Source organism: Sinorhizobium sojae CCBAU 05684, assembly GCF_002288525.1.
Taxonomy (GTDB): Bacteria; Pseudomonadota; Alphaproteobacteria; order Rhizobiales; family Rhizobiaceae; genus Sinorhizobium; species Sinorhizobium sojae.
Map to the genome: position 1 here is coordinate 677177 of NZ_CP023067.1, position 19073 is coordinate 696249.

15 protein-coding genes and 1 tRNA gene are annotated in these 19073 nt (G+C 62.2%); 5 read left to right on the forward strand and 11 right to left on the reverse strand.

The features are described 5' to 3' along the window. Positions 1-51 precede the first annotated feature (51 nt). Together SJ05684_RS03290 and SJ05684_RS03295 are read right to left on the reverse strand one after the other, a co-directional pair. Positions 52-489, reverse strand: a complete 438-nt coding sequence (locus SJ05684_RS03290) for a hypothetical protein (RefSeq protein ID WP_050979980.1) — start codon at positions 487-489, stop codon at positions 52-54. Between the two features lie 254 nt (positions 490-743). Continuing rightward, positions 744-1097, reverse strand: coding sequence for a hypothetical protein (locus tag SJ05684_RS03295; protein ID WP_034854321.1), 354 nt, complete (start codon positions 1095-1097; stop codon positions 744-746). Between the two features lie 244 nt (positions 1098-1341). Here SJ05684_RS03295 and SJ05684_RS03300 point away from each other — a divergent pair. Then, a tRNA-Ser gene (locus SJ05684_RS03300) sits at positions 1342-1431 on the forward strand. Positions 1432-1822: 391 nt separating this feature from the next. On the opposite strand, the gene SJ05684_RS03305 is transcribed toward SJ05684_RS03300, so the two are convergent. Then, on the reverse strand, positions 1823-2479 hold the full coding sequence (locus SJ05684_RS03305; RefSeq protein WP_050979979.1) for a TetR/AcrR family transcriptional regulator: 657 nt from the start codon (positions 2477-2479) through the stop codon (positions 1823-1825). Positions 2480-2649: 170 nt separating this feature from the next. On the opposite strand from SJ05684_RS03305, the gene SJ05684_RS30190 reads away from it, so the two are divergent. The 3 genes from SJ05684_RS30190 to SJ05684_RS03315 all read left to right on the forward strand — a co-directional run bounded on the left by SJ05684_RS30190 (position 2650) and on the right by SJ05684_RS03315 (position 4015). Further along, the gene (locus SJ05684_RS30190; RefSeq protein ID WP_202947460.1) at positions 2650-2838 is read left to right on the forward strand and encodes a hypothetical protein; all 189 of its coding nucleotides are present in this window, start codon (positions 2650-2652) and stop codon (positions 2836-2838) included. Beyond that, complete coding sequence (locus SJ05684_RS30195; RefSeq protein ID WP_202947459.1) at positions 2835-3131, forward strand: hypothetical protein; 297 nt, start codon at positions 2835-2837, stop codon at positions 3129-3131. Before SJ05684_RS30190 ends, SJ05684_RS30195 begins: the two co-directional genes overlap by 4 nt. Before the next feature lie 137 nt (positions 3132-3268). Beyond that, the gene (locus SJ05684_RS03315) at positions 3269-4015 is read left to right on the forward strand and encodes a flavodoxin family protein (RefSeq protein WP_034854320.1); all 747 of its coding nucleotides are present in this window, start codon (positions 3269-3271) and stop codon (positions 4013-4015) included. A gap of 100 nt (positions 4016-4115) precedes the next feature. Here the strand turns inward: SJ05684_RS03315 and SJ05684_RS03320 are convergent, their stop codons facing one another. The 4 genes from SJ05684_RS03320 to SJ05684_RS03335 form a co-directional block, all read right to left on the reverse strand. After that, entirely contained in the window at positions 4116-4457 is a 342-nt protein-coding gene (locus SJ05684_RS03320; RefSeq protein ID WP_050979978.1) for a response regulator, read from the reverse strand. Between the two features lie 3 nt (positions 4458-4460). Next, positions 4461-8033, reverse strand: coding sequence for a chemotaxis protein CheB (locus SJ05684_RS03325; protein WP_095694198.1), 3573 nt, complete (start codon positions 8031-8033; stop codon positions 4461-4463). A 601-nt stretch (positions 8034-8634) separates the two neighbouring features. Next, positions 8635-9957, reverse strand: coding sequence for a DUF2254 domain-containing protein (locus tag SJ05684_RS03330; protein WP_034854319.1), 1323 nt, complete (start codon positions 9955-9957; stop codon positions 8635-8637). Positions 9958-10160: 203 nt separating this feature from the next. Then, positions 10161-11372: an SAM-dependent methyltransferase gene (locus tag SJ05684_RS03335; RefSeq protein WP_034854318.1), complete on the reverse strand. Its 1212-nt coding sequence runs from the start codon at positions 11370-11372 to the stop codon at positions 10161-10163. A gap of 911 nt (positions 11373-12283) precedes the next feature. On the opposite strand from SJ05684_RS03335, the gene SJ05684_RS03340 reads away from it, so the two are divergent. Continuing rightward, positions 12284-13312 (forward strand): porin, encoded by a 1029-nt coding sequence (locus tag SJ05684_RS03340; protein WP_034854317.1) that lies wholly within the window; start codon positions 12284-12286, stop codon positions 13310-13312. Between the two features lie 344 nt (positions 13313-13656). Here SJ05684_RS03340 and SJ05684_RS03345 read toward each other — a convergent pair whose 3' ends face one another. From SJ05684_RS03345 to SJ05684_RS03360, 4 genes are all read right to left on the reverse strand, one after another. Beyond that, on the reverse strand, positions 13657-14592 hold the full coding sequence (locus SJ05684_RS03345) for a tyrosine-type recombinase/integrase (RefSeq protein WP_034854316.1): 936 nt from the start codon (positions 14590-14592) through the stop codon (positions 13657-13659). A gap of 164 nt (positions 14593-14756) precedes the next feature. Beyond that, on the reverse strand, positions 14757-15740 hold the full coding sequence (locus tag SJ05684_RS03350; RefSeq protein ID WP_095694199.1) for a porin: 984 nt from the start codon (positions 15738-15740) through the stop codon (positions 14757-14759). 170 nt (positions 15741-15910) lie between these two features. Then, complete coding sequence (locus SJ05684_RS03355) at positions 15911-16780, reverse strand: alpha/beta fold hydrolase (RefSeq protein WP_034854314.1); 870 nt, start codon at positions 16778-16780, stop codon at positions 15911-15913. Between the two features lie 84 nt (positions 16781-16864). After that, positions 16865-18925, reverse strand: a complete 2061-nt coding sequence (locus tag SJ05684_RS03360; RefSeq protein ID WP_034854313.1) for a lytic transglycosylase domain-containing protein — start codon at positions 18923-18925, stop codon at positions 16865-16867. Positions 18926-19073 lie beyond the last annotated feature (148 nt).

Sequence of the window (19073 nt, forward strand, 5' to 3'; positions counted from 1 at the left end):
ATAAGAACGGGAACCGGAATCGCCCCTCGAAAGAAAGGTGGCTCCGAAAGCTCAGTTGCTTTTGTCCGCGCCGAAGAAGAAGGGGCGCGCCGGGGCCATCGGGCGATAGGTGCCCGTCGCCGTTCTGACGCTCCGGCTTTCCCCGGTAAAGTAGTCGAGGCGGACGATCTCGTGCAGGAAGGTCTCATCGATCACCTTGATGAACTGCACAGCTATCTTATCGCCCGCCCGGTGGATCTCGGCACAGCCGATGCGCCGATTCGTTCCGACGACGTGGAGATAATAGTGCAGCGGCAAGCCGATCGTGGTTCCGACGGAAAAGCGCGCGCCGCCACGCGAGATTTCGATCATCCTGCAGGCGCGTATGGACACTCCGCCAAGCCCCGGCTGTACCGCCATCAGCGTTCCGGCATGGGCGATGGCAAAGCGCTCGTGGCGCTCGTCATAGAGCGGCGAAGGGACAAGCGAATACATCGTCGACTGCAGCATGCATCTGCTCCGGCAAATGGAGCGCCGACATGGCAAGGGCGTCGCGGCTTCTGCCGACGCGCTCCCTGTCTCTCCGATCGGGCTCATGGAGTTGAAAATCCGACAAGTCATTTGCCGGCGCCTTTCGCAAACGTACCGCGAAGGCCGACCGTCAGTCTCCGCCAGCAATCTTGCAATCACTTGAAGATATTCAATAGAAATCTAATGAGCGCCGCTTTCCTGCCGACGCCGGCTGCCCTTCCGCGCAGCGCGACCTACAGGCCGCTTGCATACTGCATGCGGATCAGCTGTCTCAGGAACTCCTGTGCAAGCAGCATGTTGAAGCGAACGCCAAGTTCGGCTCCGTTTCGGTACACTTCCGCGCAGCCGATTTCCTCGCTGAAGCCGTCGATCTCCAGGAAAAAGTGCTTCGGCAGCAAGATCGCGGCGTTGAAATCGAGCATGGCGCCGCCGATGGATATATGGCGCAGAAGCGCCTGATACCTGGTTTTCGCCTTCAACTGGCTGCCGATGACGAGAATGCGGCAGGGCCGTTCCACGGCATAATGGGGATAGGTTCCGGACGACCGGCCGGATCCGCTTTGCGCGAGATGCATGATCATCGACATCGTGTGCCTCGGGACATACAGCGCCTTCGCCTCTGCCAGGAGCGGCGATCGGGGAAGTAACGGCGGTTAAGTTCCGCAATCGTCCTTGCTTCAGCCTTGCCGCGGACGAACCGATGGCCTGCGAGGACGAAGCGCCTGTTTCGATGGCGCGCCCCTCCCGGGCCGGACGAAAATGGGAGGAATTCCCGGAATTCGACAAAAAAATCTTGCATTGCCGGGCTACTGACACTAGTCAGGCGCTAACGGAGAGGTGGCCGAGTGGTCGAAGGCGCTCCCCTGCTAAGGGAGTATACCGGAAACGGTATCGAGGGTTCGAATCCCTTCTTCTCCGCCACTTGCCCTCGCGAAAGGCGTCTCCCGATCCGGCTGCGGCCGAATTTTCCATTTTCGAGGGTTATTCGGGAGGGCTGTTCACCTGCCAAGGGCCCGAAAGCGTTCTCTCCAAGCGGATATTATGCTGGTGCGGCATCGTAGGTGTGCCCTATAACGACGTCGTGGCCCGGGTCACCTTTTATGTGCACTGACGTTTCCCCTGTCCTTCGCCGCCGTCCTTGGCGTCGCGGCGGTGCTGATGGGGGCTGTCCGCTCTGGTCTTCCTGGCGATGGGCGGGCCGGAGCGCAATCAGCCATCCAACAGCGCCGAGGACCTGCCGCCGCCGAGTTTCGCCTCGCCGCCGATCACCAGCGGCAGGGCCATCGTCGGCATCGGGTTTCCGGGCATCAATTTAGCATCGTCCAGCATGAGTATTCTCCGGTGCTGCATTTTGGATGGTTGCATGATCGGCAGAGACGCGGTCGCCCTCTCGCAGGAGCGCCAAAAGCGGCCGTGCCGCTCCCTCCATCATCTTGCGCTCAGGGCGCGTACGCGCCAGCACACGCAGTCCGAACATTAGAGCGCTGAAGGAGCGCCCCGCATCCTCGGGCGAGATGTTCGGGTCCGCGTCTCCCGCCTTCTGAGCAGCTGCGAAGTTGCGCCGGAAGAAAGCTTCGACCTCGGCGAGGTGATCGGCGACGATCTCCGAGATTTCCTCGTCATGCGGGCCGAGTTCGACCGCCGTGTTGATCACGAGGCAACCCATACGATCCGGATCATCCAGCGCCGCTTCGATGACGCGCGCGACAAAAGTTCTGATGCGGTCCGCCGGCGAGGCCAAGTGCTCGATCTCGTCGAGGCAGCGACGGGTTCGCTGCTCGGAGTAACGGTCCAAGGCAGAACGGAAGATTTGGCGCTTGCCTCCGAACGCGTTGTAAAGGCTCGTCATGCCGATGCCGGTTGCGCCTTCGAGGTCTCGTACTGAGGTCGCCTCATATCCGCGCATCCAGAACAGTCGAACGACCTGGTCCAGGGCAGCAGACTCATCAAATGTTCTGGGGCGCGCCAAAGTGCTCCTCCGCCGTTTTGCAGCATGTGCTGTAAAATGCCTTACGCGCGCCGAGGTTCCATACCTGGACGCGCGGCCGCTCCGACATTTTGCAGCGACTGCAACAAAACTGCCTTTTGCGCGTTGGGCCTTATGGCCTCAGTCACGGCCGAACAAGAGGAGGACCCCACATGAGGCTGATGATGATCGGGAGTGCGCTGAGCCTCGTGGTAACCGCCGCGATCGCACAGGATTTCGGCGGTCAGGAAGATCAGGACTACGCCAGCGAGCTCTGGCAGAGCATGCAGGAACGAAACTTGGCAGGGGACGACGCTGTTCAAGCCTTCCCTTATCCGGGGACGGGGATCCACACGGCATGATGCTGGAGACGTTCTATACGGACGCGACGGTTGACGGTCACACAGGCATGCTGGTGATCAAGCGCAACTATGGCCCGGAAGGCGTCACTGTAGATCAGGTGCTCGGTAGTCCCGGCGACCATCTCGCCGCGGTGACGATCATGTTCCGCCGAGCAGAAGACTATGCGCCCGAGTCCGGCAACTGGTTCTGGGCCAAATACCTCCCGGACGGCTCCCTCGACCAGACCCCAGAGGGCGCCCATAGCGGGGATGGCTCAGGGCTGCATCAGCTGCCACTCCTCGGCAGAAGGTGAGGACTATCTGTTCACGACGGACGCGGACCTCAACTGATTGAGGTCAGGCCTATCATTTCGACTTGGCCAAGCAGCGCGAACTTCTCGGGCAGTGACCCAGCCCGCAAAGGTCCTGCGATTTGACGAAAAGAGGCCCCATGGACCTGAGCGAAAAACAAGCCACCCTGTGCGAGGAGAACCAAACCGTCTTCTCCGATCTGCGCGCTGTGTTCTTCAATTGCACGTTGAAGCATCCGGGCCAGGCGTCACACACATCGCTGTTGCTGGGCACATCGGCCGAAATCATGCGCAAGAGCGGCGTCGAAGTGGAAGAGATCCGCATGACCGCGCACTCCATCGCCTTCGGCGTGCAACCCGACATGCGCGAGCATGGCTGGGACCATGACGACTGGCCCGATCTGTGGCGCAAGGTGGAGGCGGCGGAAATACTCGTCATCGGCACGCCGATCTGGCTGGGCGAGCAATCCTCAGTCTGCCGGCTGCTGATAGAACGTCTCTACGCCATGTCCGGGCTTCTGAACGACAAGGGGCAATCCATCTTCTACGGCAAGACCGGCGGCGTAGTGGTCACCGGCAATGAAGACGGGATCAAGCACGTGGCGATGAACGTGCTCTATTCGCTGTCGCATCTGGGCTACGCGATCCCGCCGCAGGCTGATTGCGGCTGGATCGGCGAGGCAGGGCCCGGCCCGAGCTATGGCGACGACGGTGCAGGACTCGACAACGAGTTCACGCAGCGCAACACCACGATCATGACCTGGAACTTGATGCACATGGCGCGGATGCTGAAGGATGCCGGCGGTCTTCCCAACCATGGCAACGACCGCAAGGCGTGGTCGGCAGGATGCCGTTTCGATTTTGAAAACCCCGAGCACAGGAGCTGAGGTCGCGAATAGGATCGTTGCAATGGGCCTTTAATATGCCGGACGGCCCTCGACTCCAAGATGACGCCACTGGCAAAGAATGTGTGCCATACGCATGGGGCTACGCCGAACCGGTCGTTTCTACCATGTCGGCGAGAGACTCGGCCTCGTCTGGCATGGGCTGTCGAAACAGCTTGCCGTCGCCGCGGCGCCTGCGCACTCCTCTCGCGAGAAACTCTTCGGCAATCGGGGTGATGCGCTCACCATGCAGACTCATATCCAGAAGCGCGCTGTCCAGGTCGTTCTGGCGGATCGCTGCAAAAGCCGTTTCGACAGTGGCTACCGGACCGACGATCTCGCATCCGATCTCGCTGAGCATGTCCTCCATCTCCAGGAGAATGAGCGCCAAGTCTTCGGCGACAAGAATACGCAGGCCCGGTAGCTTCTCCAAAGACGGCGACATGGATCAGGTCCTTTTCAATCTGGGGGAGCCGGTGATCTCTCGCCATGGAAAAGCTATGTCGCAGTGCAGACCCTCTGCGCTGAAGCTCTGTGTTGCGGTACCGCCAAGTTGATGGGTGATGCTGCGCTCGATCAGGCTCGACCCAAACCCGCGACGGGAGGGAGGCGTGACCGGCGGGCCGCCGGCCTCGGTCCACTTCAGGTGAACCCACTGGCCGCCGTCTCTGCTGTCCAGCTGCCAGGTCACCTCGAGATGGCCGCCTTCATTCGAGAGAGCGCCGTACTTCACCGCGTTGGTCGTGAGTTCGTTCAGGACCATGGCCATCGCAACGCCGGCCTCAGGCGTCATGTTCAGACTGGGGCCGGCGATCCGGATTCTGTCGTCCATGCCATAGGGCTCCAACGTGCGGCGGACGAGCTGGTCCAGATCGGCGCGGTGCCAATTCTCAGCGACCAGGAGATCATGAACCCGAGCAAGCGAGTGCAGGCGTCCTTCGAACGCCACCTTGAATTCCTCGAGGGAGCCGCTTTGGCGCAGGGTCTGTGAACCGATCGATTGCACCATCGCGAGCATGTTCTTCACGCGGTGGCTAAGCTCGTTCATGAGGGTCTGGCGAACCAATTCCGTCTCGACGCGCTCGGTCACGTCCTCGATTGCGAGCAGAATCAATTCCGCACGATCGACTCCCTGCGCCAGTTTGCGCGCGTTGAGGAGCATGTGTCGCCGCCCTCGCCCCGGGAAATCATGCTCGATCGCGAAACCTTCAAACGGGCGTGCCTCGCTGAGGACGTCGCGAAGCAACCGGCGCAGCTTGGGGATGTCCCAGGCGCCGTGGTCCAGCTCCTGCAGGAGATAGCCTTGCGATTCCTTTGCGGGGCAGGCGAACGCTTCAGAGAACGCCGGATTGACCGACTGGACCCGCAGTTCGCCGTCGAGCACCATGACCGGGTGCCGGACCGTTTCGATGATGGCCTCGGCGTAGAGACGCGCCTCGTCGATTGCATCGAGCGCCAGTTTGCGCTCCGTGATGTCGATGAAGGCAATCACGACGCCGGCAATGTGATCGTCTTGGGTCCGGTAGGGGAGCACGCGCCGCAGATACCAGCGGTCGGCACTGCTGCGGACTTCCGCGTCGATTCCGTTCAGCTTCTGAAGCACGGTCTCGGCATCGCGCAGCAGGGCATCGTCTGCCACCTTCCAGGCAAAATGGGTGACGGGCCGGCCAACGTCCGTGTCGACCAGCTCCAGAAGCTCCTTGCTGCTTGGCGAGAACCACCTGATGCAGAAGTCCGTGTCCAGGAACACGGTCGCGACCTCACTGCTGGCCAGCAGGTTGTTCAGCGTGTCGGTGGTGTCCGCCAGTTCCTGGTTCTTGTGCTGAAGCTGGCTGTTGACCGTCTGCAGCTCTTCGTTGAATGACTGCAGCTCTTCTTTCGAAGTCTCCAGTTCCTCGTTCGTCGACTGAAGCTCCTCGTTCATCGAGGTCACTTCCTCGTTCGCGGCCTTCAACTCCTCGTTGGCCCTCTCGAATTGCTCGATCGTGTCTCGAAGCTCCGCGCGAGCGGTATTGAGTTCGTCTTCGAATGCACGCTGCATCATGTCGCTTTCGCCGTCATCAGACGCCGTGGGAAGGATCTGTGCTTCCGCGTTGCGGAAGCTGACCAGAAGCAGGTTGTCGGTTGGCTCGGCCAGCGGCGCCACCGTCACCGCGACGGCCTGATCCCTGTCGTTCCGTCGGAGCCGGACGTGGAAGTCGACCAACCGCTTTTCCCGGGCTGCCCTCCGCACGGCTTGGCGCAACTTGGCGCGCAGGCCGGGCCGAGCCATCGCCAGAAGATTGCGACTTGGTTCGCCCGGCGGCGGCTCCAGGTAGTCGCCTGTCGATCCATGAAACCACAGCACCCGCCCATCGCCCTCGATGAGCACCGAGGCTGGGGCAAAACGCTCGAGGAGCGCGCGTTGCGCCACATCGACAAGGCGCTGGGGCGGTTGATTATTGTCGGGCACGGCCGACTCCTCGACTTTGTTCGGCCGGCTCCGGCCGGGCAGGAGGGGAAAGTCGATGATGTCGTGGCGCGTCGGTCCGAGCCGACGGAAAATGCGCCACTTCTTCGAGACCGTCTCGAACAGGTCTTCCCGCCCGGACACACTTTCGGCGTTGCCGAGCAGCAGGTGACCACCCTGCCGCAGCGCAAAATGCATCAGCGAGACCGCACGCTTCTGCGCCACCGGATTCAGATAGATCAGGAGGTTTCGGCAACTGATGAGGTCGATTTGCGAGAACGGCGGATCGCGCAGCAGGTTAAGGGATGCGAACACCACCACATCGCGAAGCTCCTTCTTGACGTGATAGGTGCCGTCGAGCCTGTCGAAGTAGCGCTTCAGTAGGTGCGGCGGGATCGTTGCCACGGCGCCTTCCGAATAGGCGCCGGCCCGGGCCGCATTCAGGTTGTCGTCCTGGCTGTCGGTGGCGAACAGCTTTATGTCAAACTGCTTGTTCGCCGCCTCGGCGCGATCGACCAACAGCATAGCGAGGGTGTAGGCTTCCTCGCCGGTGGCGCAGGCGGGCACCCAGAGGCGCACGGCCGCACCGCTCTCGCGCTCGTCGACCAACTGCGCAAGTACTGTCTCGTCGAGCGTCGTCCAGGCCTCGGGGTCGCGGAAGAATCCGGTGACGTTGATCATGAGATCCTTGGCGAGTGTCTGAAGCTCCCCCGGCTGAGAGCGCAGGAACTCGACGTATTCCTCGATCGTGTGCAGATTGCAGAGACCCATCCGCCGCTGAATCCGTCGCGTGAGCGTGCTGCGCTTGTAGAGGCGGAAGTCGTGGCCCGCGCGATTTCTCAGAACGGCGAGGACCGGGTCTATCGAGGCGTCGCCGGACGGTGTGTCCTCGACGAGTTCGGATGTCGCGATATAGGCGTGGCGTATGTAGCGAACGAGCACATCCGGCATGTGCTCTGGCGCCAGCACATGGTCGGCCAGATGAGCCGCGATCGCGCTTCGCGGCATGGCATCGAAGCGTGCAGTCGATGGATCCTGCACCAGAATGCAGCCGCCTTGCGTCTTGACCTCCTTCAGCCCTTCCGTGCCGTCGCTGCCGGAGCCCGACAGGACGATGCAGATTGCGGACCCGCGCCGATGCGTCGCCAGCGACTCGAAGAGGCGATCGATCGGGTAGCGGGCGCCGCGCCGCTCGGCCGGCTCGGTCAGCCGCAGCCTTCCGTCATCGACGGTCAGCGAGGCATCCGGCGGGATGACATAGATATGGTCCGGGTCGATGGCCATGCCGTCGGCGGCCTCAGCCACCTTCATGGAGCTGTGCTGACCCAACACGTGCGTCAGCCCACTTTTGCGAGCGGGGTCGAGATGCATCACGACCAGGAAGGCCATGCCGCTGTCGGACGGCATCGCTTCGAACAAGCGAATCAGCGCCTCGATACCGCCTGCCGAGGCACCGATGCCGACGACGGGACTAATGGGTTTCAACGACCTGCCGTAAGCTTCGGCCGTCTTGCGGCTACCCTTGGAACGGGGCTCGGAATGGTCGGCTCTCTTGCTCGGTTTCCGCGTCACGCCTTCCTCAGTTCCCGTTGGTCAACCTCAGTTCCCGTTGGTCAATTATCTGGCAGGTCAAGCCTCACCTTCCCGCGAGGATTTTCCGGCAACGCCCTTCCCGCAGGTCTAGAACCCGCAGCCCCTTCAGATGCTAGCACCATTGCTGCACGGCGAGTTAGCACAGATTAGAAAGAAGGCGTACTTTTAGCGCAGGTTTGGGAGTTGGGAAGGATCGTCCGCGGGCGGGGCCCGGGTCTCTTCGCTCCGAATCACAGTGATGGAGCCCGGGGAACGCACCGCGACGGGCGTGGTTCTGTTGATGACTTTCGTGGCGCAAAAAGGCCACCAAGGCACCACACCGGAGGAATTGTCAGCACGCGGGTCCGCGGCGGATATCGCCTTACCTTTGAGTGTCCCCAGCCGACCCTGTGCTGCTGGTCCCAAGTGTGCACCCGTCGTCGCGCTGGCTTTCTGTCAGACGATATCCCCACGTTCGACCGGCCCTCGAAGATTGGGGCTACATCGACGGCTTCGGCAACGCTGCGGCCGCTGATGGCCGAACTTCAGCCCCGGCAGAGATCGCCCGGCGCGGACCGGCAAACTGCCGCGGTATGGCATTTTATTCTAACGCCACTTGAGCTGCCTGATAGCAGTGCTCGATGTCGGCGATGTCGGAGGCTTCCGACGCCCCGCGGCGGCCGGCTTCGGCGATGATCGCGGCGTGGTCGAGCAAGGCGTCGCGTTGGCTGGCCACGCGGACGTTGACCGCAAGCCGCGCGATGATGCTGAGCATATGTATCATGACCGCTGGGTGGGTGGCTCCGGCTTGCCGGATCTGGTGGAAAGCGACGTCCACAAGACCACGGAAGCTCGACGCTCGGCCGACCACGCGCACCACGCCGGCCTCATCGCAAAACACCTCAGGCTGGAGTTCCCGCCGCATCAGGTCGCCGAGCGCAGCGCCCAGGCGATCGATAACGGCAATGGCAGTGAAGGGATCGTTGATTCCCGACGAAAGCGCGCGCACGGCGATTTCGACCAAGTGGCGGATCGAGAACTCCAGATCCTGGACCGCCGTGCGGTCTTCGCCGACCAGGATGGCGCCTTCGATCTCGGTCGCCAAATCCGGCCCGAGCAGGCGCCCTGGATAGATATCGGCCTTGTGCGATCCGCGAATGACGAAATGACCGGCACGGAAGTCTAAGCGGACCACCGCCCTGTGCCGGCAGGCGATTTCCACGAGCCGCTCATACTCGACCGCCTGCACATAGCCTTCGCCGGACAGCCACAAAGAGGCCGCACTGTCATCGAAGTCGGCCGGCAGCACGTCATCGGCCCTCGGCTGTTCGACGGGCGGTTGGCCGTCGTCCTCCGCCGGCAGTAGCCGTGAGATCGTATTGCGGAGATCCCTGTCGACACGCCGGACCACTGTATCGGAAACGATCGATCGAGCCAAATTGTGGATAAAAAACAGCAGCGCGAACAGGTTGATGAGGGCGAGCGCGGTCCCGAGCGTGACCGCAATATGCGGCACCGCGGAAATGTCGAGCTCGCTGTTGAGGGTGCGCAGCACTAGCAGGCAATAAATGATGGTCATCAGGAAGATGCCGAATACGAGTTGTGTGCGGAGATCGCCCATGAAGCTGCGGACCAGCCGTGGTCCGAGTTGACTGGCGGCCAGCGTCAACACCACCATGGTGATCGATATGACGAGCGTCGCCATCGTGATCATTGAGGAGAAGACGGTCGATAGCAAATTGCGGGCGTCCTCCGGCCCGCCGCTGTGGAGCCACCAAAACTGCCGGGCATTCTCCTCCGGCAGGCCGGCATCGAGGTTGAGGGCCATCATAGCCAGCCCGACCGCGCCGAGAGCCATGAGCGTGGGTACAAACCAGAGGCCGGTCCGCAGCGTCGCCCAAAGATTGTAGAGACGGTTCATCATCGTCGGCCTCGCGGGGTGAAATACAATCCACCGTGTTCAACTTTGGCAGGTGAACACCATCTGGTAAACGTCCATGATCCTTTGTGGTCAGCAGAGGAGCGACGAGACGGCGGCGCCCTGCGCGGGCCCTTGCCGGCATGTTCGGCGCGATCATGCAGGCGAGGGCAACCAACCGGATAGCGCGGGCGCCTGCAGTTGGCATCTCAAGCCGGCCGCTCCACTGTGATCTGCGTCACGTCGCAAATCCCGCTCGCGAAGGCTGCGGCGCACGAGGTGAGATAGAAATTCCACATCCTCCGGAACCGATCGTCGAAGCCCTGGTCCGCGATCGCGCTCCAGTTTTCGTTGAACGACTGGTGCCAGCGGCGGAGCGTCTGGCTGTAGCTCTCGCCGAACTCAACTGAATGGACGGACCGAAGGCCAGCACGCTCAAGTTCAGCGAGGAGCGCGCTGCGCGAGGGCAGCATGCCTCCGGGAAAAATGTATTTCTGGATGAAGTCAACGCCGCGGCGGTATGTATCCCAGCGGCGGTCCTGGACGGTGATGATTTGCAGTGTAGCGTGTCGGCCTGGGTTCAGGCGTTCGCGGACGGTCTCGAAGTAGACTGGCCAGTAGCGCTCGCCCACCGCCTCGAACATCTCGATCGAGGCGATGCCGTCATAGCGGCCGCGCGCGTCGCGGTAGTCCTGGAGCCTGATCTCGACCCGGTCGTCGAGGCCCGCGCGCCGGATCCGCTCCCGGGCGTAGTCGTGCTGTGCTTGGCTGATGGTGAGCCCGGTGACGTGCAGCCCTCGCTCGGCCGCAGCATATTCGGCAAAGCCGCCCCAGCCGCAGCCGATCTCCAGTACGTGCTCGCCCGGCTCGGCGCCCATCTCGTCGATCAGGCTCGCGTACTTGGCGGTCTGCGCCGCCTCGAGGCTCTCCTGCCCGGTCGCGAACTTCGCCGATGAATAGGTCATCGTCTCGTCGAGCCAGAGCCGATAGAAGTCGTTGCCGAGGTCGTAGTGCGCGGCGATGTTGCGCCGCGCCTGAGACCGCGTGTTGCCGCGGAACGCGTGCCGCGCCCATTCGACGAGCCGGAGCAGGCCCATGCCCGGGAAGCCGTCGTAGATGTCGTCGCCGGCAACGTGGACGAAATCCATGAAATCCTGCAGGTCCGGCGTCGACCAGCCGCCGGCCAGATACGCTTCTGAAAATCCCAGGTCCCCCTCGCGGATCAACCGCGCGAAGAGGTCGGGGTCGTGCACGTGCAGCTCGGCTACCGGCCCCGGCCGCGCGCCGTCCGCGCGGAATCGGCGGCCGTCGGGCAGCACGAAGGTAATCCTCCCCGCCTTCATCCCGCAGGCTCTGGCGAAGACAGACGCAAAGTAGCGCGGCAAGTCGCTCTGTCCCTCGGTCGTCGTCAACGCCTTCACTTAATCCCCTCCTGCGTTTTCCTGGCGGGATAAACGGCGGTCTTCAGGCTGATCAGGCGGTTAATGCAGCGCTTCATGTTGGCCTGCAGTCCTTCGGGAGCGCTAAATGCTGTGCCTGACCGCCAGGCGGGCCTGCTTGAACCTCCCTTTTTCAGCAGCCTGTAATACCCTGAAGGCTGAGCGCATGTAGGATCGGTGGCGATCTAGATTCCGCACATGCACTGCGCCCTGTTTTCGCCAGCTCTAACCTTGTTTCCATGTAATCTGCCTCACGGAGTACGTCCAATGGTAGAACCAAAACATCAGCGCGAGAGTTCCCAAAAGGATGTTGGCTTCCGCCCGGGGAGTCGTCAGTCCCGAGCAGTATCCTTCATCCGACAGCAACGATCGCCTGGCCGTCCTGTCCATCATGATTCGCATCGTCTCCCTCGATTCGCTCTTCCTTGCGCACTGATTCCATTGGGAATCACCCGAACCCACCCCGATTCCGAGTGACCTTGCGGCTCGGCACGCATGCCGATGCAGGCGCAAAGTCGTCGCCCGAATGGTGCCGATGCCGGGTTTCGCCCCCGTTTTCGGCCGGTTTCTGCCTCATTCCGGAACAGCGGGCACACTTTGCACCGTCGCTAACCCCTCGTGAGAAAAGGATTTTCTTAAGGGTTTGTTAATCCTCTCCGGCCGTCTGGGGCGATTTTGTGTCGTTTGAGCAACAGGGATCGGGGAAGGGCGGCGCAAAGGAGTTGATCTCGCAAGTTGGTCGTTGCGCGCCCCACCCGGTTTTGTATTTTCAACTCCGGAAGCAAGGGCGGTTGATCGTCCGACTTCTTGAACGAATTGGGGATGGGGCAGGGAACGCTGTCCTTCAGCAAAGATACCCAGACCCGTGTGAAACTTTTGACTGGAGGTCAGAAATGAACATCAAGAGCCTTCTTCTCGGCTCCGCTGCTGCGCTCGCAGCAGTCTCCGGCGCTCAGGCTGCCGACGCGATCGTCGCTGCCGAGCCGGAGCCCATGGAATACGTTCGCGTTTGCGACGCTTTCGGTACGGGCTACTTCTACATCCCGGGCACGGAAACCTGCCTCAAGATCGGCGGCTTCATCCGCGTTCAGGGCGACTTCGGCCGTGACGAAGGTGCGTGGGGCGGTTCTGTCCATGCGTCCGACTGGGATGTCTTCTCCCGCGCCTACATCTCATTCGATGCCAAGAGCGATACCGAGTTCGGCACGCTCACCGGCTTCGCCGCGATCGAATTCAACGCTGACAACGACACCGACGCAGGCGACAGCCGCATCGACGTCGACGAAGCCTACATCCAGCTCGGCGGCCTGAAGGCCGGCTTCTTCTACAGCTGGTGGGATAAGGGCCTGAACGGCGAAACCGACGACCTCTCCAGCAACTCGGAATTCAACTCGATCGCCTATCTCTATGACGGCGGCACGTTCCAGGCTGGTATCGCTGTCGATGAACTCCAGGGCATCACCTCGAGCCCGAACGGCGTTGGCGTTGAAGGCATCGTCTCCGCTGCGCTCGGCGGTGTAGCCTTCGACCTGCTCGGCGGCTTCGATACGGAAGTCGAAGAAGGTGCAATCCGCGCCCTGCTTTCGGCCGACGTTGGCCCGGGCGTCTTCCAGCTCGCTGGTATCTGGGCTTCCGACCCGAACGCTTACTGGGCTCTGTCCGAGTGGACGGTTGCTGCTTCGTATCGCTACAACGTGACCGAAAAGTTCGCGATCACCCCCGGCGTCCAGTACTTCGATAACGTTAACCTGTCCGATTCCCCCATCGGCGCCTTTGGTGGCGGCGACGGCTGGGTCGCTGGCGTGACGCTCGACTACCAGATCACGGAAGGTCTCGCCACCCGCGTTTCGGTCGACTACGAAGACTTCGACGGCCGGGAAGACGAAGTTAGCGGCTTTATTCGCCTGCAGCGTGACTTCTAATTTGACCTGACCTGACCTCAGTCAGTCACGAGAAGCCCGGCTCGAAGAGCCGGGCTTTTTTCATCTTCGGGGCGGCAATGGATGGATGACGTTGGCAAGAGGAGGCAGGGAGCTTGCGTCTCGCCGGTCCACCCCCACAAGGACGCGTATGCAGGTGACGGGACGGGCACTGTTCGACGCGAACGGTGAGCAGCAAGGGCGCAATCAGCCATCGATACTTCTTTGTATGTAGACCGCGAGCCAGAGGGCTGGCTCATTCCTGTGACAGGCACAGAAGGCGCATCATTGACCCCGCGGGTCTAAGGCGCGTCCCGAAACACTGCACACTTCTTGGGCGGCATGCATTAACTAGCCAGGTGCCGCTCGAGAACGGGCACACACATATCCAGATCGTGCGTCGCCAAATGGGCATAGCGCATGGTCATCGTCAGCGTCTGATGCCCGAGCCACATCTGAACCCGCCGGAGATCGATACCGCCGCGCACAAGGCGAGAGGCGCATGTATGCCTGAGAATGTGGGGAACGATATCTGCTTCGTCGCCCAGCCCCGCGTCCTGCTTGGCCGCGTTCCAGACCGCCCGAAATTTTTGCGGATCGACGTCGCTGAATGGTCCTGGGGATCTGTCTGCCAGATCTTTCAGAACCTTTTTTGCCCTCGCGGTCAGCGGCACAGTGCGGCTGCGTCCGGATTTCGTGATCCAGAACGTTGCCCGACCCTCGTGAATGTCATTCCATTTGAGGCCGATCCCCTCGCCAAGCCGAGCGCCGGTATCGACCAGGAATATAGAGAATTTCAGATAGAGTTCGGAACGGATTTCGATTTCTCGGAACAGGGCTTCCTCTTCATCGGCTTCCAGGAAGCGCAGGCGCCCGGCTCTCTCCTTCTGACGCCTGAATTCCGGCAGACTGTGGACGTCGCCCATTTTGTACGCTTTCCGCAGCAACTTGCTCAGCGCCGCCATCTTCCTATTGATGGTCGCGTTGCTGTTGCCGCGTTTGCGTAGTGCTCCGATCAGCTCGTCGAGCAGGTCCTGCGAGAAGGTGGAGAACCGAGCGCCGAGCAGAATCTCGTCGAGTTCGCCGATGAAGGCCTTCACATTATATTTGTGGTTCCCTTCATCCCACAGGATGTCGGCGTAGCGATGAAACAGTTCGGCAAGCGAAGTCTCCTTGACCAGGCCCATCGGACCCCTCTGGCCAAAGCAGTAATTAACCTCGTATTCCGGACTGGCGCCCGAAATCCCGAAGTCGCTCGCCAATTTTTCGGCGCCTGTCGTCACGTTTGCTGCTTCCCTTCCACCCCACCACGAATGGACCAAGGAACCGCTGGCATTCAAGCCAACGCTTATATTTCAGCAGTCTAAATAACCAAGGCGGCACGCATATGTTGCGGTACAGCAACAGCCCGCAACCCTTAGAGTTGCGGGCCTTTCGCTCATTCAGATTAGAAGTCGCGCTGCAGGCGGAGGAAGCCGCCAACGGAGTCATCGGCATTGTCCGCATCGGTGTACTGAACCGACAGACGCGAAGAGAGACCTTCGGTGATCTGGTAGTCAGCCGTTACGCCAACGCGCCACTGATCAACCCCATCGACGAATGCAAGATCGCTCCAGTACTGGGCGCCGGGGGTGATCTTGAACTTTTCCGTGACGCTGAACGCGTAGGAGGCAGCAACCGCCCACTCGGACTGAGCAAAGTAAGCGTTCGGGTCGGAAGCCCAGACACCTGCGAGCTGGAAGACGCCCGGGCCGAGGTCGGCCGAAAGCAGGGCGCGGATGGCGCCTTCTTCGAGTTCCGTGTCGAAGCCGCCAAGCAGGTCGAAGCTTACGCCGCCGAGCGAAGCCGAAACGATGCCTTCGATGCCAATACCGTTGTTGCGAGTGGTGATGGCTTCGAGCTCGTCGATGGCAATACCGGCCTGGAACGTGCCGCCGTCATAGAGATAGGCGATCGAGTTGAATTCCGAGTTGCTGGAGAGCGAGTCGGTTTCGCCGTTCAGGCCCTTATCCCACCAGCTGTAGAAGAAGCCGGCCTTCAGGCCGCCGAGCTGGATGTAGGCTTCGTCGACATCGAAGCCATGATCCTCGACGTCGTTGTCGGCGTCAGCCTGGATAGAAACGAGGCCGGTCAGCGTACCGAATTCAGTGTCGCTCTTGGCGTCGAACGTGAAGAAACCGCGCGAGAAGACATCCCAGTCGGAGGGCGCGGATTCGTCACGGCCGAAGTCGCCCTGTACGCGGACGTAACCGCTGATCTTGAGGCAGGTTTCCGTGCCCGGGATGTAGAAGTAGCCCGTGCCGAAAGCGTCGCAAACGCGAACGTATTCCATGGGCTCCGGCTCGGCAGCGACGATCGCGTCGGCAGCCTGAGCGCCGGAGACTGCTGCGAGCGCAGCAGCGGAGCCGAGAAGAAGGCTCTTGATGTTCATTTCTGACCTCCAGTCAGAATTGAACATCCGACCGGATGTTGCGATCGGCTACACGTCGGTCCACACCGGCTGAGATCGCAGGCGGCGCGCCCTTCGAAGCGCGCTCTGTTGCAATGAGGGATTGCCGGGCAGGCAGGGGTTACGCCGGGCGCTTTGAGAGGAGGACTTGGTTACGCCCGAACGAAATCGCCGATCGCCCGCCTCAGCCCGTCCAGATGCAGAAGCGGCGCGTGGCCCTGGCCGATCGCGGTCACTGTGACGAGTCCGGAATGGCGCTGCACCATTTCTCGCACCGTCGCTTCACTCAGCAGTCGCGAATATTCGCCGCGAACGATCATCATCGGAATATTGGCGAAAGCGTCGAACTGCGGCCATAGGGGCGGAAGCACGCTTTCGCCGGTCAGACCCAGCAGCTGAGCGGCGATCGCCGGATCGTAGTCGGGCACCGGCACGCCATTCTGGTCCCGGTAGATCGCTTCGGCCACGTCGCGCCAATCCTCCTGGGTGAGGATCGGGAATTCCCGACCGTGCACCGCCCGGAGATAGTCGGGCGCCGCCGCCCAACTCGGCGGCCCTTCCACCGCGTTTAGATAGTCGCGGATCGTGAGCAATCCACGCAGTTCGATAACCGGACCGATATCGTTGAGGATAGCGCGGGCGATCAGGGCAGGGGCGGTCGCGGCGAGGTGATGGAGGATCAGGCCCCCGCGCGAGGTGCCGATGAAAGTTGCCCGGTCAATGCCGAAGTGGGCGCATGCCGTGAGGATGTCCTCGGCCTCCACGGGAATCGCGTAGCGGCTCTTATCCTCATCGCGCGCCGATTGACCGCGGCCCCGGTAGTCAAGCGAGACGATCGCGTGTGCGCCGCCCTCGGGCGAGGCGAGGAAAGCAGCCAGGCCGTGAAAATCGCGGCTGTTGCGGGTCAGTCCCGGCAGGCAGACGATAGGGCTGCGCGTGCGGTCTCGACCAAACTCAAAGCCATAGGACCGGGCGTAGAGCTTCAGCCCGTCATTGGCGCGGAAATAATGCTCCTGAAACATCCGCTTCCTTATGGAGGTGTGATTTAGCGATGGTGCCGCACCCCTCTGGCCTGCCGGCTGACGGGGACGTGCGTTGTTGCGAACTCAAGACTCCCGTCCCATCCGCAAGTCCGAGACGATGTCGGGCTTTTCTCCGAGGCGGGCCTTGTAGACCTGGTAATTCTCCATCACCCGCTGCACGTAGTTGCGCGTCTCCTCGAACGGGATGCGCTCGATCCAGTCGACGACGTCATCGATCGGCTTGCCGCGCGGATCGCCGTAGCGCGCGATCCACTGCGGCACGCGGCGCGGACCGGCATTATAGGCGATGAAGGTCAGGACATAGGAGCCGCCGAAACTGTCGATCTGCTCGCCGAGATAATGGGCTCCGAGTGTTGCATTATAGCCGGCGTCCGTCGTCAGCCGGTCCTTGGAATAGGCAAGACCGTAGCGGCTGGCCACTCCCTTGGCGGTCGCCGGCAGAAGCTGCAGGAGCCCGCGGGCGTTTGCAGCGGAGACCGCCGCCGGATTGAAGGCGCTTTCCTGGCGGGCGATCGCATAGGCGAGCGCCTTGCCGGCGCTGTCGATATTGGCGCCCGGCGGAATGACGCCGAGCGGAAAGGCGAGGGCGGCCACGTCGACGCCGCGGCCGAAGGCGATCTTGCCGATCTGCAGGGAAAGTTGATGGCCGCGCGTCTTTTCCGCCCGCGCCGCAAGGATCGCGAGTTCGGCGGGGCCGGTGAGGTCCTCGGCGAGCGCCCGGAAGAGGCTGTCTGCGCGCCAGCCATGCCCTGCCTCCTCCAGCCGGTCGATAGCGCGAACGGCCTCGCGGTCTTGGAACCGGGTCCGGTCCTCATCCGTCGGCGTTGGGTAGCTGACATTGAGCGTCGGCCGACCGAGCCGCGCCGCAGACAGTTGCCCGTAGAAGGTTGCCGGATAGCGCGCCGCATTGGCGAAATATTCGTCGGATTTTCCGGGGTCGCCCGCCTCCGCGGCGCGCCCGAGCCAGTACCAGGCGCGCGCGGCCGAGATCGGCCGGCTGGAGGCTTCGAGGATCTTGCGGAAATGGCGCGCCGCCGTCGCCGGCTCTTCGAGCGCGCGCAGCGCATACCAGCCGGCATGAAATTCGGCATCGACGATGTCGGTCGGGTCGCTTGCCGCATGGTGGGCCGCGATGCGATAGGCTCCGCGGAAGTCGCCCTGGTCGAGCAGCCCGCGGCTCACGATGCGTTGCTCCGTCCACCACTCGCCGGGATCGACAAGGGCGTGCTTGTCGCGCGGCATTCGGTCGAGAAGTTTTGCCGCTTCCTGGTATTTCTCCTCTTTGCGCAGATATTCAATGCGCAGGAAGAGATACGCGGGATCGTCATGCCAGGACGAATCGACGGCCGCGATCAAATCGGCAGCCTTGCTGCTGCCACGGATGACGGCGGCCCAGGCGCGGTAGAGCGATTGCGCCTTGCCGAGTGTGGCGAAGCGCTCTGCCTGCTCGACGCGGCTTCGGTAGAGAAGCATCTCCATGCGCCGCTTGTGGTCGGCCGGATTCAACAGCGCAGAGAACTCCGCGAGCACCTTGTCTTCGATGTCCTTGTCCAGCGCATCCTTGACCCAAAGGGTCCTTAGGTGCCCTGCCGCCTCGGCAGTCCGGCCTTCGGCTGTGAGCGCGCGCGCGAGGATGATTGCGCCTTCCGCGGTTTCCGGTCGGGTTGCGCCAAAGGCGGCGATGACGTCCGCAGCCGGCGGGTTCTCCCGGTAAAGCGCCCGCTCGGAATGGGCGCGTAGCGATTTCAGGCCCGGCCATCCCTCGAGTTCCCGTTGCGCCTCGGCGATTTCCACCGAAGGGACGCCCCTCTGGCCGGACACGGCGATCGCCCAGGTGAGGATATGCCGGTCGAGCGTGCCGACGCGCATCCCATTGCGAACGGCGATCGCCTTCTCCGGTTGCCTGTCGGAGAGGGCATCGAGACCGGCCTTCAACTCGGCGCTGCGGGACGCGGTCGCGACCGGGATCGCGGCGGTGACTTCTCCGAAAGCGACGCGTCCGGCCTTGGCCGAAATGTCGGGCTTGCCCGTCGGAACAGGTATCCGGCCCTCGCTCGCGGCAGAGGAAGCCATCATCGCAGCACCGAGCACGGCGGCGAGAGACAGAAAGAGTGGTCCGCGCATCAAGAGCCCCCCGAGCTCCCCATTGCCTCAATCTCATTTGGCGTCGGATTGCCTTGATGAAAGGTTAATCCGGGCAAGCCCGTCGTCCACGCCGCTCGACATGTCCGTAAATCGACATCGACCAAGCCGACAGCCCGCAACAATCGAA

What these genes read in the sequence shown, in the direction of transcription:
- SJ05684_RS03290 (WP_050979980.1), bottom strand. Translation starts at nt 489, where the DNA reads ATGCTGCAGTCGACGATGTATTCGCTTGTCCCTTCGCCGCTCTATGAC.
- SJ05684_RS03295 (WP_034854321.1), bottom strand. Translation starts at nt 1,097, where the DNA reads ATGTCGATGATCATGCATCTCGCGCAAAGCGGATCCGGCCGGTCGTCC.
- SJ05684_RS30190 (WP_202947460.1), top strand. Translation starts at nt 2,650, where the DNA reads ATGAGGCTGATGATGATCGGGAGTGCGCTGAGCCTCGTGGTAACCGCC.
- SJ05684_RS30195 (WP_202947459.1), top strand. Translation starts at nt 2,835, where the DNA reads ATGATGCTGGAGACGTTCTATACGGACGCGACGGTTGACGGTCACACA.
- SJ05684_RS03315 (WP_034854320.1), top strand. Translation starts at nt 3,269, where the DNA reads ATGGACCTGAGCGAAAAACAAGCCACCCTGTGCGAGGAGAACCAAACC.
- SJ05684_RS03320 (WP_050979978.1), bottom strand. Translation starts at nt 4,457, where the DNA reads ATGTCGCCGTCTTTGGAGAAGCTACCGGGCCTGCGTATTCTTGTCGCC.
- SJ05684_RS03330 (WP_034854319.1), bottom strand. Translation starts at nt 9,957, where the DNA reads ATGATGAACCGTCTCTACAATCTTTGGGCGACGCTGCGGACCGGCCTC.
- SJ05684_RS03340 (WP_034854317.1), top strand. Translation starts at nt 12,284, where the DNA reads ATGAACATCAAGAGCCTTCTTCTCGGCTCCGCTGCTGCGCTCGCAGCA.
- SJ05684_RS03350 (WP_095694199.1), bottom strand. Translation starts at nt 15,740, where the DNA reads ATGAACATCAAGAGCCTTCTTCTCGGCTCCGCTGCTGCGCTCGCAGCA.
- SJ05684_RS03355 (WP_034854314.1), bottom strand. Translation starts at nt 16,780, where the DNA reads ATGTTTCAGGAGCATTATTTCCGCGCCAATGACGGGCTGAAGCTCTAC.
- SJ05684_RS03360 (WP_034854313.1), bottom strand. Translation starts at nt 18,925, where the DNA reads ATGCGCGGACCACTCTTTCTGTCTCTCGCCGCCGTGCTCGGTGCTGCG.